The following is a 15637-nucleotide window of genomic DNA, read 5'->3' on the forward strand; positions in this document are numbered from 1 at the left end:
TTAAAGTGAAAAAAGTAGAGTGCAGCACCCTACTTTTAAAATCCCTTATGCCAAGAACTTATTTTGTTTTACCCGTGAGAATGCTAGCATATGGCGAATCTGCAGGGATCATAATAACAGGTTCACCTTGTAGTGAGGTCACATAGGATTGGAGTGTACGATATAGGTCATAAAACTCTGTATCTCGGCTGTACGCTTCATTATAAATTCGAGCTGCTTCTTGTTCACCCTCTGCAAGGGTCTTTTGAGCTACCAAATTGCCTTCAGATTCAATAATCCTTGCTTCCCGGTCTGCCTCAGAGGTTTTTTTCTTAGCCTCTTCTTCCCCTTCGCTAAGGTAATTTGCTGCTATAGAATCTCTTTCTGAAATCATTCGTTTATAAACACTTTGTTTATTCTCTTCTGGAAGATCAGTCGTCTTTATTTTGATATCCACAATGGAAATCCCGTAGTTCTCTTCCATAAGGTTTCTTACCTCTGTCGTGATACTAGCGTTCAGATCGTTCCGGGATCCCGAAGCATTCTTTTGTAGTGATGTATTAATGATGGCACCATATTCAGATTCCGAGAGTTTTCTTCGTACAGTATTGTACACTGCAGCATCAATCCGTTCTTCGCCGGATTTTACTGTCTGTACACTTTTCAAAAATTTGTTTACACTACTAATTCTCCATACCGTATAATTGTCCACCATCATGGGTTTTTTATCTTTAGTAAGAATAGAAGTAGATTTAGATGTATATATTTTTTGCTCTTTAGGAAGTCGAGTTATTTTTTCGATGAGGGGAACCTTCAGCTTTAACCCAGCAGCATTTTGGACACGTACAATTTCACCAAACCTTGTAACGACTGCATATTCGTTTTCTTTTACTTTGAAAGTAAATAGTGACATCATGACGAAGGCGCCCAGTATCAAAATGATCGTCAACCGAAGGAACCATGATTTATATGAGAATTTGAAGGTAACGTTCAAGCGAGGTACTCCTCTCTATTCACTTTATTTTTTAGTCAAATCAGTTAAAGGGAGATAGTTGACCGTCTGGCCATTCCCATCAACAATAAAGATCTTGGCTTTGGGGTAGACTTTCTCAATGGTCTCCAGGATCAATCGCTTTTTTGTGATTTGGGGATTTTTTTTGTATTCCTCATAAATGGCGTTAAACTCCTTTACATCCCCCTTTGCACCATTGATGCGTTCTGTCTTTTCACTGAGGGCCTGTTCCTTAGCAGCATTGGCAGCTGCTCTGGCTTGAGGGATTACTTGGTTGCGGTGTTTTTCTGCCTGGTTAATCTTTGTATTCTTCTCTTCTCTAGCATCGGTAACAGCAACAAACGCTTTGGAAACCTCTCCCTCAGGCGGTTCAATGTCTTGGAATTTGACATCGAGAATATGTATTCCTGTGTTGTACAGGTCGTTTGAAGCAATCAGTAATTCTTTTACCTCTGCCTGGATTTCCGTTTTGCCCTCTGTGATAACATAATCCAGTTTTTTGCTACCAATTACGCTGCGGATCGCGGCTACGGTAGCATTACCGAGGAAATTCTCAGGACTATCAGTGTTATATAAGTAGTTTTTTGCATTCGAGATATTGTATTCTACGATCGCATCAGCCCAAACGATGTTCTCATCACCAGTGATCATGAGAGCTTCGCTTTCTACTGAGACAGCCTTGTCCCCATCCTGCCTAAATCCAATCTCAATACGATGTGTCTTGTTCGCATCAACTTTCTCTACACTTTGAATCGGCCATGGCCATTTTAGATGTAACCCTTGAGTACTCTCATTTGTTACCTTTCCGAATGTCGTCACAACTGCTACTTCTTTTTCTTGTACAGTATAGGTTGAATTAAACAACAAGAATCCGCCAAGCAAAACAAAAACGAGGCTCTTCTCTGTGATTTTCATACTAAATCCTCCTATTTTAGATAATGCTTTGAAATCTAATTTTTCCGGTTTGATCGCTAGTTACCGAGGTGATGTCATCAATAGTGCATGCTTGGGTGAATGACTGAACATGACGAACTGAAACAATATAATGAAGATTCGATGCCAGCCAGCGCTGATTGAAAAGCATATCTTCTTGGCTAAGATCATCTACGTAGGATAGATTAAATAATCTACTGAGTTTTCTGATTGCATGTTCTGGATTCTTAGCTACCAGAGTAGTCATGCATCCCTTCATTCCTTTTCCTATCAGATCAAAATATTTGCTTATCTCAGTCGTTCCTCTTAATTCAGACACGTATAAATAATCCGCACGTAGTAAAAGCGCTTGATCAAATAAAGATGACTTTTGTTTGCTGTTAGATGCAGTGAATAGAATAGAATCCGAGTTAGGGACGTATACAGCTGGTCGGTGATCCTCAATCACCAAACTTCTAAATCCTACTTTAGCGTTGGATGCGGCAAGGGAATACAGCAGGCTGGTTGCACCTTTACCATCTTCAGTAATCAAAAGGATGTTCTTTTTTTGAGCTATTAAGGATGATATTTGCTCCATAGCGTTTGTTGGTTTTGTTGTCGTTTGCATACATTTGTACTCCTTCATAGATCTTTAATTTTTATGTATCCTCTACAAGTACTTTTTCTTGATATCATTTCTTCGATCTTGTATTGGATGTGAATTTGTTGCTACAATCGCTTGTTTCAACATGTCGGAAAATCCGGAATTCCCACTGGTACTTGATGACGAGTCTTTTTTGAGTTCACTTGCTTTCGGTACCGGTGGTTTCATTGTTACTAAAGGAAACACTTCTATTATTCTCAGGGGTCCCACCAACTAAAAGCGCAAAACATACGCTAAGCAAATTTCGACATGAAGAAAGCCGAATTTCCCTACGTTAAGGAATCATCGGCTTTTATTTTTATTGATTAAGAGGGCGCAGCGAATGTAAATTTGCTATTTTCTTCATATCAAAGGTGTATTCTCCAAGAAAATTGATATGTTCCCATCCTAGTGGCGAAATATGCTTTAATAAGTTCTCTCGCAAATTTCCTTTTTCTTTCAACAATTTTGTTGCTTCGGTTAGATATACGGTATTCCATACGCTAATTGCGTTAATTATAATGTTTAAAGCACTTGCGCGTTGAAGCTGATCCTGTAATCCCCTTTCCCGTAACTCACCCCGTTTTCCAAAGAATAATGCTCTTGCCAAACCATTCATAGCTTCCCCTTTATTTAATCCTCGTTGGATACGCCTACGTAGTGCTTCATTAGATATGTAATCCAAGATAAAAATGGTTTTTTCTATTCTTCCCATTTCTCGCAAAGCAGTAGCTAACTTGTTTTGCCTTGCATATGACCCTAATTTCCCCATCATAAGCGAACCAGAAACTTTACCTTCTCGAATAGAATGGGCTAAACGGAGCACATCATCAAAGTTCTCTTGAATAATCTTTGTGTTAATTCGCCCACGAAGTAAACTTTCAATTTCGGGAAAATCACTTGGCTTTTGAATTGTGTATAGTTTAGCATCGGTTAAATCACGAAGCCTTGGTGCAAAACGAAAGGCTAACAAATGACTTAAACCAAAAACTTGATCGGTATAACCAGCCGTATCAGTATAATGCTCCTCAATATTTAATTCCGTTTCATGATGAAGCAACCCATCAATGACATGTACAGCATCTCTTGCATTGGTATTAATGACTTTTGTATAAAAAGAGGAGAATTGATCACTTGTAAAACGGTAAATGGTTGCTCCTTTACCTGTGCCATAATGAGGATTAGCATCAGCATACAGCGATGAAACACCAACTTGTACTCGCATTCCATCTGATGAGGAGGTGCTTCCATCTCCCCAATATGCTGATAGAGAAAGCTTATGCTGGAAATTTACCAGAATTGCCTGAGCTTTATTTATAGCATCATCATATAGGCGCCATTGTGCAGCATTAGCCATTTGGTGATAGGTAATTCCAGGCGTTGCATCTGCCATTTTTGTCAATCCAATATTCGTTCCCATTGCCATGAGTGCAGCCATCAGAATGACCTTTTCCTCTCCCTTTGGAGGCCGATTGGTGGAAGCGTGTATTAACATTTCGTCAAATCCTGTCCATTGCGCTACCTCCATTAAAAGATCAGTGAGCTTAATTCTTGGAAGCATGTTATATAAGGATAAACTGAAGTTTCGTGCTTCTTCCGGGGTATCCTTTTCCAAACGATCCACCCTAAGTTTTGCTTTTTCAATATTTACTCCTTCAAGATCATCAAGCTTATTTGAAACCCCTGTAAGGCGTTGAGCTAGAGCCTTCCTTCTTTCCTCAAGGTATTCCTCTGCTGATGAACGAACTGCTAGTCTAGTTTCTTTAAGATTGGTTGTTGTCCATTCATCATTAGGAATAAGGTACTCCTCGAAGTTTTTATGGAGCCTGCTACCGACTACAGATATATCTCCTGAACGAATATGATTTTTTAATTCCGTTAGGGCAGCCATTTCATAATAATGTCGATTAATTGTTCCTTCCTCATCGTACACATGCTTTTGCCATCGTTTTGGAACAAAATCTAATGGAGACCCTTCTGGAACTTTTCTTTTTCCGGACTCATTCATCTCGTTCAATGTTTTTAATGCACGTAATAATGGTTCAGCTGCTTTTGTAGAACGAAATTCTAGAGATTTAAGAAGAGCAGGCGTATACTTTCTCAGATAAGTAAATCGATTTTCTAGCAAGTCAAGGTAATCATAATCCATCGGCCGGGCTAGTTTTTTTGCTTCTTCAACTGAAGTAACGATTTTATCCCAAGGCATTACCTTTTCAATGGTGCTAAATGGATCAAGCCCTTCATCTCGTGCTTGAATAAGCGCAGCCCCAATATCTGCAAAATGAACGACTTTTTCATTAACTGCTTTACCATTTTCCTGTTGTATTTCCTCTTGAGTTTTGCGACCTTTGGATTGTAAAATCATCATTTGCCGATCATGAATTTCAATTGCCTGGTCAATTAAGTCCTGACTGAGTGTCACTAGGTATGCTACAAGAATGGCGTATTTCTTATTTTCCTTAAACCTACGAAATGAATGGGGTTCATAACGTGCTCCGATACGTGATAATTGAAGCAATCGATTGGGATGCACTTCATTTATATTTGTCGGAAGCTTCAAATCCCGAATATATTCCAAACGCTCTATTACCTTTAAAAAGGCATCAGGTGATGACTGGCCGGGAAGTTCTCTTAACCATGCTAATGGGGTTTTCCTGCTTTCCACGAAGGGGTCGATAAGTTTATCCATTTTTTGCTTTTGCCAGTCTGAAAGGGTCTTGGTTAAAGAAATAAAAATCTTTTCCTCTGCCCTCCGACGGGTTTCCCAAACAAGTCGCTCTATAGTAGTTATGCCAGGAAGTATTATTTTTTGATTTAGTAGTTTGTCTTGAACGGTACGAAGTAGGTAAATAGAATTCTCATTTTGTAGGGCATGTTGCAATAAAAACTGTGATGCTTCGCGATATTTACTAGAAGAGAAGTTCTGATAACCATACACTTGTCGGATTTTTTCCATATGCTCATGTTTAGTTGGGTCCCGTTGGGCATATAAAGAAAACGATTTGGGATTTGCATTTATTTGTCTTGCGATGTATTGGATTACGTAATCGGGAATGGGTTCAACATCTGAGAGGGACCATCCAGGAAAACGCAAAACACATAATTGGACAGCAAATCCTAAACGATTATGGTCTCTTCTATGTTGTTTAATAATTTCAAGGTCATATTGTGAGAAAGTATAATAGATTTCTAGTTCACGTTCGGTCAAATCAGCTGGAATTCGTACAAATTCTACTCTTTGATCGGTTGTAAGTAGTTCTTTCCCTCTTGATGCCATATTTTCCACATCCTTTCGCAAGTAAATTTATTTATTTTTCTAGATATCAATAAAAAGTTGATCTGGAAGATCCCAATACTGTAACGATTGTTCTATTGCCACCAATGTTTTTTTATTAAAAGCTGCATATTTCTTCCTAACCGATTTAAGCGCCAATTATTATAACTGCCACATTTCTTTTGCTTTAGAAAGTAACTCTTCCAATTCAAGCTTATATTCTTCCATCTTTTCGATTGCAGCTGGGTCATTTTCATCTATCGGTTTCATATTATCATCATCATCAACGTAGAACTCATAGGTTTCTCGATCCTTCTGTATGCTGAAACCATACTCATATCCACCAGTTATTAATGGCCATATAATTAAAGATTCTTGGTCATCATCATTAGAAATTGCCAAATTTCCAGTAAAACTTAAATAACCTGGTTTTTTTATACTATAGATGTAGCCATCATCTTTTTTTAGTAAATGTACACCAAATTCATTTTTAGGAACAACTTCTACAAACTTATGATATTTGATAGAAGTGATTAAAAACCAACTCAAATTCCAAAGGGCAAATATTGATACAATAATTATGAGAATATTTTTCCTATTTAATTTCATTAGTTTCATAGATTTACCACCCTGTTTCCTTGTTTTTTAATGTCTTCATCGTGTGTAACGAGTATAACCGTTTTACCTTGTTTATTGAGATGTTTTAAAATGTCGAGTACAGTCTCTGCATTTTTCTTATCGAGAGAACCAGTTGGTTCATCTGCCAAAATGACATCACTTTTTTTAAGCACAAGGCGAGCTAATGCAACTCTCTGCTGTTCTCCTCCTGATAGAGTGTAAACCTTTTTATTCACCTTATCTTTTAGTCCAACTATCTCTAAAACTGCCTCTATTGTTATATCGTTCTTTGAGTCTTTCCGAACCATATTTAAGTTCTCCGCGACAGTTCTATTATCAACAAGGGCAAAGTTTTGAAAGAGAAATCCGATCTTATTCCTGAAATACTGTACCTGGTTCTTCCTCTTACTGATATCTAAACCATCCACCAAAATTTCACCGCTATCAATTTTTTCAATGGCTCCAATCATATTAAGGAGGGTTGTTTTTCCGCAGCCACTGGGACCCGAAAAGATGACAAACTCACCATCTTTAATGTCTAGATTTAGATTGGTAAAAAGAACTTTGTCCTCAAAAGCTTTTGATAAATTTTTAATTTTTATCATAAGCTACCTCCTTTTAATATCTTCTGTATATTTGATTCTTCTATTTTACGTATATAAGCCAATATTACGGACGCTTCTAGTATTAAGATAAACAAGCCTCCAACAGCTACATAGTAAACTTCCTCCACATTTGTTATAATACCAATGGCAACTGCTACAACAATACTGATTACAGTGCTGGTAATAGTCATCAAAAGGATCTTCTTATTTTTTTCCATGATGCTGTACCCCAAGATCTTTTTAATGGATAGTTCAATGGCATTGACTTCGTATTCCAATCGGATTATGGAATGGATAATAATCAGTTCAAGTATAAGCACTAATACACTAAGAATCACATTCATATACAAAACCCTTTTCACAATATCCCATTGGTATTCGTATTTTTCCAGTACATTGGTTATACTACGAAATTGATCCGTCAGACCATACTCTTCAATAAATGAATCAAACTCATTCTGAGATATTTTATACATAATGTCATGGTGATAGGTTGACTTAAAATCCTTCTCATTTATTGGATAGTTTGCAATATTCGCAACTGTATTGTTATAGATAATAATCGGGTTTTTAATAAGATCACTGCCGTTTAGGAAAAATTCATCAATAGTAATGATCTCAACATTATCCTCATAATAGATAACGCCAAAGTCATACTGGTAAAAATCCCCTTCATATACCTTCACCCGATGGTTTAACCGGTCAATAAGATCTTTATCCTTAGACAAATCTTTAGGAAGAATAAAGTAGATATCCTTTTTCAAATCTGCACCTTTAAGCTCTTCAATTTGACCTAACAAATAATCAAATGCATTTTTATTCGCTAAAATTGTATCATCCTCTTGTGACTGAGTGATATTCACTAATGTGGTGGCATCAAATCTTTCAAAAAACCTTCTGTAAAAGGTTTCATACATTACCGAATCCTTTTCAACATTACTATCATCGGTACTATCGCTATTCATAGTGGGCTTATAGCCTAAATTAGTGTAAAAGTAGCCAGAATGTTCTTCGAAAAATGCCCGTTGTTTATGAAATGTATATCCTTCAAAGATAGCTGCAATATTGCTGGAAATAATAAAGACTGTGAGAATGACTGTTATAAGTTTCATCCCATAATTCAAAGCCAATAGCTTTTTCGGGACTTTAACATTGGAGAAAACTTCTTTCAAATCATAGAAATAGAGATTAAAATAAAAGGCTGCGTTTATAACCAGCAATACAAAAAACATAGCTAAGGAAATCGAAAACTGAAAAAATACATTGCTATTATGGGACATTAGCAACAGTGATATAAGAAACACAACTCCAAAGACAACGGTATCTAATACAATGTTTTTCCAAATGATTTTGCTGATTCGTTCGCCTAATGATACTCGTATAAAGTTTTCTTTTTTCTGTAATATCACATCATAAAAAGACAGAAAAAGAATCACGGTATCGATGAGCAACCAGATAAAGAAAGTATTCTTCGAGGACTCATTGTCAGGATATCCTTCGTTGGGATGATTTCCAGCATACTTGTCAATCAAATCTATTTTGAATTGTTTAACATTATCCTTGCTGCCAATGACATTATAATCATTTACATTTGCGATATTAGGAATATCTTTAAAATCAAAGAAATGCACCTGTGTTGTACCCAACAAAAGACTTTTATATTCCTTTTCAAATATTTTTAGATAGTCATTAATGTACTTTTCAACACCTTTACTCCCATAAATATTGATCTCTTTAAGTAATGTGCTGTTAACACTTGAAGTGAGTGCAAATACCTCAACGTCATTACGCTCTGCGGAATCTAGAATATCCTGAAACATCTCATCAGCAGTGGTGTTCTCTTGCAGATACATGGTTGTATTAGAAAACACAGCATTAAAATTATTTAAATAAAGCTGATGGCTTTCTCCTATGATGAGCAGTCCCATCATAATCACAATAAAACTAACGATAAATTTAATGTTCTTCAATGAGTATCCCCCCTTATAAAGTAGACATAAATAAAAACTCCCCTCGTTTCAAACGAAATATCTTTCGTCATTACAAGAAGAGTATAAAGTGTAATATTCAACTTTTTATCTACTTTTCGGCGTGGTCTATCAACTTAAAGGTTGCAGAAACTTCTGCACCGCCATTTGATGTATTATTTATAACAAGTTGTCCTCCGTGCTTTTCGCAAATAACTTTACAGATATTAAGTCCCAATCCAACATGCACTTTGTCGGGTTCTTTTTTATCGCGAAAAAATGGTTTAGTTGCACTTTGAAGAGCTTCTTGCGAAAAACCAACACCATCATCGGCAACTATAATTGTAAGCATTTCATCAGCTGCCTCACATGATATTGAAATCCTTTGTTTTGTATATCGAATTGCATTCGAAAGCAGGTTTTCAAAGGCTTGTGTAACCAAATTTATATCGACATTTATATTTGAACAACTGCTTTTTGACTCAAACACTATATTTTGGTCTTTCCCCAAAATATTAGCAGTTTCTTGCAGTTGACTACTAAAATGATCAAAAGATATAGGGTAGGGGACAACTTCGATTTCTTCTAATCTTTGTATAGAATTCATACTAGTTACGTGGCATTCAAGCCGTTGAATATGGTTGTTCATTGTCGTAATAGTTGAAAGAACTTTATCTTTTGAAATTTTATCCTCCGGAAGATATTTTATAAGAAAATCTGTATAGCCACGGAGGACCGTCAAAGGTGTTCTTAAATCATGAGAAAAGGCTGCATTCAGTTTTTTTCGCTCTTCCATTGCTCTCCACATGATACGATTATTTTTATCCAAAGAGGAACGCATTTTTTCAAAGGCGTTGCAAAGCTTCCCCATTTCATCTTTAGTATCATACTCGATTTCAAAATCTAAATCATTGTTTGATATTTTTTCAGCCCCAGAAATCATTAATTCCATTGGCTTTTTCAACTTTAATTTATAGAAAAGCAACGGAACACCAACCAGAGAGCAAATAGCAAATATGGGGATTAAGACAAAGGGAAGTCCCTGATATATGATATACAAAAGCTTATCTGTGGGTGTAAAATATTCTGTCACATTTGTTGTGTCATAAGTTTTAATAACTTCACCGGACTCATCTATCTCAGAAGTATAAGGTACTACTCCTGAACGTAAATATGACCATTGAAGATCCAGAGCTAGTCCTCCTGTGTACTCCAAGGTTTTAACAGACAGCAGGGTAGCAATTAATCCAAACCCAAGCATAAATATCATAAAACTGAAAGAAATCGGCATATTCTGAAATGCTTTTTTTATCTTACCCATTTATATCCCACTCCCCATACTGTTTCGATATAGGGCTTAGAACCAACAGCAGAGAGCTTTGCTCGAATCCTTCGAATATGCTCTGCAATTACAGAACTATCCCCCTCACTATCCCATCCCCAAAGACTCTCATAAATTCGTTCTTTATCAAAAACCTGACCGCTGTTCAATGAAAGGAATTCAATAATTTCAAATTCCTTTTTGGTTAGCGTAACTTTTTCACCCTGAAAGTGAACTTCCTTTGTTGTAAAGTTGATAACAAGCCTATCTTCAAATTTTGCTTTATCTTTATTCACTTGACGCTGATCCCGTCTTATATGTGCTGCGACCCGTGCTCCTAGCTCAACTATGCTGAAAGGTTTCACAATATAATCATCACCACCAACAGCAAAGCCGTTTATTTTGTCAGTATCCTCTGCTTTTGCTGTCAAAAACAGTATTGGACAAGAAACAAATTCCCTGATTCTTTTGCAGACTTCAAGTCCATCAAAGTCAGGCATATTAATGTCAAGTAATATCAACTCTGGCTGTTTTTCTGCTTGTTTGATAGCTTCAGTTCCGTTTTTTGCTGTTAGCGTCAAATAATCATTTATATCAAAATAGTCTTTTAGCAAATCGACTACATCTGGTTCATCATCAACGATTAAAATTGTATTTTTCAACTTTTTATCCTCCAATCCTATGGACCAATTTTATCAATTAATTATCTATTTTTTATCAAAAATTCTAAGAAATTATACAAAGGGGTTCAGTCCCGAAATTGCGGATTTACAACGCTAAACTATTTATGGTTAAAAGTGGATGGTTTAACAACGATAATACATTTGAGACCTTCTGGTTCAGGCGTTCTTATTGCGGTATTTGTTGCAAAAGGAATCGCATAAGGCTGCTAATAACACCACCAAAATCGCTCATATAAGCAAACTGAAATTTTTTCCCACCTAATCGTAGGTGGGTTTTTTTGTGTTTTTCTTTGACTATTTATCTAATTTGTTTTAGATTTTTTGTGAGGCGAGAGCAATATTTTGTTAAGATAACAGAGAGGTGAATACATATGAGTGAACAAACACAAGGAACCAGAAAAGGTATTAATCCAATTCTTCTCACTGTGCTATTGGTAGTTGCATCGATTGTAATATTAATGGTGGGAAGGCAATTCCCTAATTCGAATTTGTGGGTGTGGATCATTCTATATTTAATAATCGATATAGGATTTATAGTATCAATGATATTAGGAATTAAAACGAAAGATAAACCTTTAATGGTATTTAGTATTCTTTCTAATACGGTTTTCTTTATCCTACTATCAATATGGATTTTCTTATTGGCTTTAGCTAACGGAATATCAGAACCTTAAACAAAAAGAAAGTCCCCAAATGATCTAACCCATTAAAGTTAGACAAATATTATTTATGCAACTTTTAAGACTTGAGTTCGGTACTCTACCGGACTCAGGTCTTTTAATTTTGCCTTCATTCGTTTGTGATTGTAATAGTAAATATAGTCCGCTAATTCCCGTTCAAAAGTGTTCAATACTGTCAAATTCCTGTAGATAAAGGAGTTCAGACTTTAATAAGCCAAAGAAATTTTCCATAACTGCGTTATCCAAACAGTTATCCTTTCGAGACATGCTCTGTGTAATTTGATGCTATTCTAATGTTTTTTGATACTGTTTCATTTGATAATGCCAACCTTGATCTGAATGCAGAGTTACTTGGTCTCCTGGATGAAGATGTTCAATCGCTTGGTCTAACATATCGCCCACCAATTTGTAAACCGGACGTTTCATGACGGTATACGCTATTATTTCGCCATTACACAAATCCAGTACTGGAGAGAGGTAACGTTTCTCACCAAATAGGTGGAATTCTGTAACATTAGTTACCCATTTTTGATTCATTTTCTCGGCAGAGAAATCGCGATTTAAAACGTTCGGAGCGATTTTGCCTACATTTCCTTTATAAGAACGGTACTTCTTCATGCGTACCAAGCATTTTAAACCGATTTCATTCATTAACCGATTGATGGTTTTGGGATCGTGTTGAAACCCTCTTTTTTTTAGCTCTTTCGTGATACGACGATACCCATAACGACCTTTATATTCATGATAGATCTCGTTGATAGCTTCTTTTAATTTCTCATATTTTTCAGGTTGATTTACCCGTTTTTCCCAATAATAATACGTGCTGCGTGGAATGTCAGCGACTTCAACTAAATCCACTACCTCATACTCATCCTTTAGTTCGAAAATTACTTGCGCTTTGATTTTGTTTGTAATTTTTCCTGCATTTGAACTAAAGCATTGAACTTTTTTAAGTAGGCATTCTCCATTCGTAATCGTTCGTTTTCTGCCTGTAAGGCCTCTAATGATCCCTCTACTGGTTGAATAGATTTCTTTGTCTCTTTTTTCATGGATGGACGCCCCTTTTTCTTCGATTTAAGGGCATCTAATCCTTCCGTTTCAAGTTTCAGCTTCCAATCCAAAATAGTACTAGGTGCTGAAATATTGAAAATGGCTGCTGTTTCATACAGAGACGTCCCTTGTTCGTTCATATAATTAAGTACGTCTAGTTTAAACTGAACTGTATAGTTTGTATAGCTTTTAATAAGCCCTTCCTCACCATTATAATGATACTGTAGAACCCATTTTTTAATGAGATTATGCGAAAATTCCATATATTTTACCGAGGGACTTATAACCTCCCTCATTATTTAAATATCTTTGAACAATTTCTAATTTCTTTTCGAATGTAAATTTGTACATAAAAACACCCCGCAAATGTTAGTTTGGTGTCTAACATTCACGGGGCAGTTTCAAAATGGGGGCTTTTTTTTTGTTTATAGGTGGTTTATATCTCACAAGCATCTCCACTTATAGGAATCTAAGCAGTATATACGATTTTAAAAAAAGGAGGGGGAAATATGAGGGGAAATATGAAAATCTCACAATCAGGCATTGAACTCATTAAAAGTTTTGAAGGATTTTCTTCCAAAGCATACGATGATCTACAACCGAAGGTGACAATTACTAAAGAAAATCAAGTCAAAGGACATTAACTATTGGCTATGGTCATACCAGGAATGTGAAGGTTGGACAAACAGTTACAAAAGAGAAAGCCGAAAAATTACTATTGGCGGATCTTGTTGAATTTGAAAGGGAAGTTAACTCTTATGTGAAGCAAAGCATTACACAATCTATGTATGAAGCCCTCGTATCCTTCACTTTTAATGTGGGAGCTGATAATTTTTCCAAGTCTGCTCTCTTAAAATACCTTAATAAAGGGGATTACGAAAAAGCTTATCAAGAGCTTCCTTTATGGAATAAGTCAAAGGGTATCGTGCTTAGAGGATTAATTAACCGAAGACTAAAAGAAGCCAACTTGTTTAAAATGGATGGATTAAATGTAAGTGCTAATAAGGGGCAATCGGAAACAGGAAAAACTACATCAAAAATCAAGAGTGTTGGTCAGATTATTGTAGACGGAGTGAAAAACTACACTTACATTTATGAGAAAACTTCTGATACATCTAAACAATTAGGGAAAGCGAATAAAGGAGATCAGTTCGATATAGCTGGCTCTGTTACTGGTTGGTATGAAATCATATACGAAGGAGAACGGGCTTATATTAAGTCTAAATATTGTAGCAAAGTATAAAAAGAGCTGTCCTTTAAGACAGTTCTTTTTATACTTTTTTCTTCGCTTCGTACTCCTTTACTAATTTATAAAAAGTAGTTTTTGGTATTTTAAGAATGTCCCTATAAAGGTTGGATTTCCATTCTTTATATAGTTGTTTGAAGTTGTTTGGTAATTTGGTTCTTGGGCATTTGCTTAGCGTATGTTTTACGCTTTTTGTTGGTAGGACCCCTCTCATTAATAGTACGCTCCTGTTGTTTCAAACTAAGTACGTTGGTGAACATGGTTTAATTTCTACTTCTTGAAGATCGTAGTTCTGAACTGTTCTCCGATCCTGGTTATAAAGAATTAATCTTTGATCAACATTAGAGATAATATTTCCGTAGAATGGTTGGCTACTCCCCAGAGGACGTATACAAAGCAAATTGCCTTGTTTTATCCAGATTTCAATCATTCCTTCGCTGACCTCAAGATTCATCAAAATAAACGCCTCTTTCATAAGAACAAATGGTGTAATCCACAACGCACATAATTGTACACCATGATTTACATTTTGGAAAGGTTTTATTGATTTCCTCTTACTGTACCTAACAGACACAGGGCTTCTTCAATAGCTCCGGTAGCGCCTCTACCATCATGAAACCCCAATAGTTTGTTGTACTCTTTTGCTAGATCTTTTGCCTTCCACATAGACACATGTTGCAGTGCCCCCTTCAAAATGATAATTACATCACTCTTCCGGATTAGAGGCTCGAGTTGCTTCTCAACCTTTCGCTTACAGAGACCGTGGTGATGATTCACATCAAGCCCATATTTTTTTCCAATCTGTTTAAATGTTTCTGTCTGAGTACCGCCGATAATAGCCAGTTTCATATTCGAAAACCTCCATTTTTTTAGATATGTCAAATCATAACCTGGAAGAGAACAATGACAAGTTCAACAATCTAACGTTAAAAAACCGACCCTCAGATAGGGTCGGTTTTTAGTATCAGGATTCTGTGGCTGAATCGACAAAGTCGATCTCAATGTCATCGGGGTCAAAGTTAGCGCATAACTTTTTGAAAAACTCCTGTACAGTCATCGCTTCTGGATCAATCTCACCCTCCGGATAGAGAAAACATTTGTCCCCCTTTTTTTGAATCCACCATATGGCTGGTTTTGGGTGAATAACTTTAAATGATATCGGTTGATCACTTAGGCCCATAGTCATCGTCGTATACTCAAGTCGGCTGTATTTCTCAATACCAAGAACTTTAATGATTGCATTACGCTGGCCTATCCCTTCTAAGAGTCCAAGTGCTAACTCTTTAGACACCCCACTTTTCATATGTGACAATGTACTTTTATACTCCTGTAGGGTTGCAGCTTTTTTATAATCAAACAAGATATCTGAGATACTGTATTCAACTAACTGGTCCTTGACCTGGTATGAAAATCGGCTTTGAAGGGAGATCCCCTTTTGAATAACGAGTTTCACGAGCTTATCCACTGTACAACAACCCCTTATAAAATGTAAATCATGTTATACATTAAGTTATCACTTCTTTTCCCTCACGTCTATTCCTTATCACAATCTAAATAAATTATGTGAGTATTTTTTCCTATATTCCAATTTCAAATTGTTACCTTTATCCTAAATATTGTGATATATTACCTTATGTATTTCAATAA

Annotated in this window: 14 protein-coding genes and 1 pseudogene; 3 read left to right on the top strand and 12 right to left on the bottom strand. The window is 36.2% G+C overall.

Going from position 1 to position 15637, the window contains the following annotated elements:
* Positions 1–58: 58 nt before the first annotated feature.
* The 9 genes from hflC to P364_RS0114950 all read right to left on the bottom strand — a co-directional run bounded on the left by hflC (position 59) and on the right by P364_RS0114950 (position 10993).
* Positions 59–973 carry a protease modulator HflC gene (hflC, locus tag P364_RS0114910; RefSeq protein WP_024630907.1) on the bottom strand — a complete coding sequence of 305 codons (915 nt, stop codon included), beginning with the start codon at positions 971–973 and terminating at the stop codon, positions 59–61.
* Positions 974–997: 24 nt separating this feature from the next.
* Complete coding sequence (gene hflK / locus P364_RS0114915; RefSeq protein ID WP_036665381.1) at positions 998–1906, bottom strand: FtsH protease activity modulator HflK; 909 nt, start codon at positions 1904–1906, stop codon at positions 998–1000.
* Between the two features lie 16 nt (positions 1907–1922).
* Positions 1923–2531, bottom strand: a complete 609-nt coding sequence (locus P364_RS0114920; RefSeq protein ID WP_024630908.1) for a Flp pilus assembly complex ATPase component TadA — start codon at positions 2529–2531, stop codon at positions 1923–1925.
* A gap of 334 nt (positions 2532–2865) precedes the next feature.
* A complete protein-coding gene (locus P364_RS0114925; RefSeq protein ID WP_024630909.1) occupies positions 2866–5823 on the bottom strand; it encodes a Tn3 family transposase in 2958 nt (985 codons plus the stop codon).
* Positions 5824–5982: 159 nt separating this feature from the next.
* Positions 5983–6438: a hypothetical protein gene (locus tag P364_RS0114930; RefSeq protein ID WP_024630910.1), complete on the bottom strand. Its 456-nt coding sequence runs from the start codon at positions 6436–6438 to the stop codon at positions 5983–5985.
* Positions 6435–7043, bottom strand: coding sequence for an ABC transporter ATP-binding protein (locus tag P364_RS0114935; RefSeq protein ID WP_024630911.1), 609 nt, complete (start codon positions 7041–7043; stop codon positions 6435–6437). Before P364_RS0114935 ends, P364_RS0114930 begins: the two co-directional genes overlap by 4 nt.
* A complete protein-coding gene (locus tag P364_RS0114940) occupies positions 7040–9013 on the bottom strand; it encodes a DUF1430 domain-containing protein (RefSeq protein WP_024630912.1) in 1974 nt (657 codons plus the stop codon). The genes P364_RS0114935 and P364_RS0114940 overlap by 4 nt, the downstream gene beginning before the upstream one ends.
* A 109-nt stretch (positions 9014–9122) precedes the next feature.
* Positions 9123–10331: a HAMP domain-containing sensor histidine kinase gene (locus P364_RS0114945; protein ID WP_024630913.1), complete on the bottom strand. Its 1209-nt coding sequence runs from the start codon at positions 10329–10331 to the stop codon at positions 9123–9125.
* Complete coding sequence (locus P364_RS0114950) at positions 10319–10993, bottom strand: response regulator transcription factor (RefSeq protein ID WP_024630914.1); 675 nt, start codon at positions 10991–10993, stop codon at positions 10319–10321. The genes P364_RS0114945 and P364_RS0114950 overlap by 13 nt, the downstream gene beginning before the upstream one ends.
* A 392-nt stretch (positions 10994–11385) precedes the next feature.
* On the opposite strand from P364_RS0114950, the gene P364_RS0114955 reads away from it, so the two are divergent.
* A complete protein-coding gene (locus P364_RS0114955; RefSeq protein ID WP_024630915.1) occupies positions 11386–11688 on the top strand; it encodes a hypothetical protein in 303 nt (100 codons plus the stop codon).
* Positions 11689–11741: 53 nt separating this feature from the next.
* Here the strand turns inward: P364_RS0114955 and P364_RS37360 are convergent.
* Positions 11742–13095 (bottom strand): annotated as a pseudogene (locus P364_RS37360) (IS3 family transposase).
* A 158-nt stretch (positions 13096–13253) separates the two neighbouring features.
* Between P364_RS37360 and P364_RS38475 the strand changes: the two are divergent.
* Together P364_RS38475 and P364_RS36195 are read left to right on the top strand one after the other, a co-directional pair.
* Positions 13254–13388, top strand: coding sequence for a lysozyme (locus tag P364_RS38475; protein ID WP_142245376.1), 135 nt, complete (start codon positions 13254–13256; stop codon positions 13386–13388).
* A gap of 26 nt (positions 13389–13414) precedes the next feature.
* A complete protein-coding gene (locus tag P364_RS36195; RefSeq protein ID WP_024630917.1) occupies positions 13415–13987 on the top strand; it encodes a lysozyme in 573 nt (190 codons plus the stop codon).
* Positions 13988–14530: 543 nt separating this feature from the next.
* Here the strand turns inward: P364_RS36195 and P364_RS0114990 are convergent.
* Both P364_RS0114990 and P364_RS0114995 read right to left on the bottom strand, forming a co-directional pair.
* A complete protein-coding gene (locus P364_RS0114990) occupies positions 14531–14839 on the bottom strand; it encodes a DUF2325 domain-containing protein (protein ID WP_024630920.1) in 309 nt (102 codons plus the stop codon).
* 115 nt (positions 14840–14954) lie between these two features.
* Complete coding sequence (locus P364_RS0114995; RefSeq protein WP_024630921.1) at positions 14955–15455, bottom strand: hypothetical protein; 501 nt, start codon at positions 15453–15455, stop codon at positions 14955–14957.
* Positions 15456–15637 lie beyond the last annotated feature (182 nt).

It is taken from the genome of Paenibacillus sp. MAEPY2 (genome assembly GCF_000499205.1).
Classification (GTDB): Bacteria; Bacillota; Bacilli; order Paenibacillales; family Paenibacillaceae; genus Paenibacillus; species Paenibacillus vandeheii.